Annotated in this window: 2 protein-coding genes; both read left to right on the top strand. The window is 55.0% G+C overall.

The genetic code is table 11. The features are described from left to right. On the top strand, window positions 1–710 hold a 710-nt coding region (locus DL239_RS21280), incomplete at its 5' end, for a hypothetical protein (RefSeq protein WP_206188598.1). Window positions 711–716: 6 nt separating this feature from the next. Then, window positions 717–2,055 (top strand): hypothetical protein (locus DL239_RS21275; protein WP_167686099.1); only part of this gene is annotated, 1,339 nt, incomplete at its 3' end.

The following is a 2,055-nucleotide window of genomic DNA, read 5'->3' as shown; positions in this document are numbered from 1 at the left end:
GCTTTTACGTGACCTCGCTTGTCGACAAAACAGGACCATTAAGCGTGGCCATTGGCGACGTGGGGAATGAAACCCGAATTGCCACTGTTCAGCCCGGTGAAGGCACTTCAGCCCGTGGGTTCGGCCAAAACTACGTACCCCTACCAGTCGCCGCAGGCACGAGGCTGTCCACGTTCCATTCGGGCTGGTCCACTTGCCCGTACCATGTGGGGATTTCAGGCGTTAAAGCCCGAGACCTTCCGTTATCCCCATACAAGTTTATGGACCTCGGCCCCTGTGACTTGGATGCTGGCAATTCTGACTACAGTAAAGGGGTAGTTCTCCCCGGAGCAACCGTAGACGATACCTTCATTGCTTGGACGGAACTGACAATAGTCGGGACTGACTCCACACCTAACAACCTGATGCAAGGCAGTGGGCTTCTTCATGAATACGCAGAGTTGGGCTTCATGTTTACCAACGTGTACAACAATCCAGCTTCGACTGTTAATCGACGTATTGAATTGGCCTATGGGTCGCCGGGTTCAGAGGTTGCTTTTGCAGAATTGGATTGGAGACTTCCTACAAACCAAAACGAGGGGCAACCCGGCAACAGTCCCACATGGGCTCCGTGGGGTAGACCTGCAGGGGACCGGATTTCCGCTCGGTACAAGACCACCGAGGCCGTGAATGATCCGGGCATGCGTGTAACGATGATGGGACTGAGGTAACACGCCATGGCTAGTAAATTGCCTGTTCTGTATCGCGCGCCTAAGACTGCTATTGAGGCTATTTCCACCCCAGTGGATGCGTTGTTGGTTCGTGGACCAGTGCAGACATTACCTGCCGCACTTGATAGCAACCCCACTCAAATCTTGTTCTACTACAAGGGCAAGTCTGACATAGCTAACAATGGCGAGTTGATAACTTTCCAGAGTGACTATTTTGGTAGATTGAACATTGCTCAAAAGTCGAGCGGTACATTCACACTGACGGCTTATGATTCCACATCCAACAAGAAGATCGAAACTAGTGTAGCCCACGTCGACCCCAATGAAGATATCGAAGTCTTCATTCTCTATAACGTGGGCGGGGTTTCTAACGCCTATGATGGTGCTATCGGGGCACTGCAGCCATGGGCGAACACTGCCACTGTGACCATGGAAACGTCCGACGTGGACAATGTTGGCATTATGTGCCGTGGGCACAATGGAACACCCGCAAATAGCAACACTCATGCTGCAATAGATCGGATGGCGCTGTGGTTTGGGGTCGCTCCAGACCTATCAGATCCGGCAGTTCGGGCCAGTATTTCGGACCCGGCCCAAGCAGAAACTCTTGGTGGCGCTCTGGCCATTGATTTTCACGGTACTGCTGAAGAGATTAACCGGGGGCACCTGCGCCAAGGCGCACTGCGTCTTTGGGAAACCGGCGCGAACGAATTTGCATTGCCCGCATCAGGGACGCCTCAACTTACAGGCGCGGGCCTTCAGGTCACTCCGGAGCTTGGCCAGGGCGTGGTCACACCATCCTATAATCTGACGGGTTCCGGCCTCCTGGTTACTCCAGAGCTTGGGCAAGGCGTCGTCACTCCGACTTACAACCTGACTGGAGCTGGCCTTCAGGTCACTCCGATGGTTGGCATGGGATCGCTCTCGCTCACCCCAACACTGGCCGGTATGGGGCTTGCTGTAACGCCTCAAATTGACCAGGGCGTTGTGACGCCAACCTACACCCTTACGGGCTCCGACCTGCTGGTCACCCCTGAACTTGGGCAAGGCGTCGTAACACCATCAAGCCCCGTCGTGACGCTTACAGGCGCAGGGCTGTCTGTGACGCCTGAGCTGGGCCAAGGGGTAGTGACACCGACCTACAGTCTGACTGGAGCTGGCCTAGAAGTCACTCCAATGGTGGGCATGGGGTCGCTCTCACTCTCTGTAACGCTGACGGGTATGGGGCTTGCGGCAACGCCTCAAGTTGACCAGGGCGTCGTCACTCCGACCTATAATCTGAGTGGGTCAGGATTGGTTGTCACGCCCGAGATAGAGCAGGGCGAAGTAGTTCCCACTTACATGC

Origin of the sequence: Parasedimentitalea denitrificans, from assembly GCF_011813015.1 — a bacterium.
In the GTDB taxonomy this organism is placed as follows: Bacteria; Pseudomonadota; Alphaproteobacteria; order Rhodobacterales; family Rhodobacteraceae; genus Parasedimentitalea; species Parasedimentitalea denitrificans.
The sequence above is the reverse complement of the archived record's forward strand: the minus strand, read 5'-3'. Positions and strand labels throughout refer to the sequence as shown.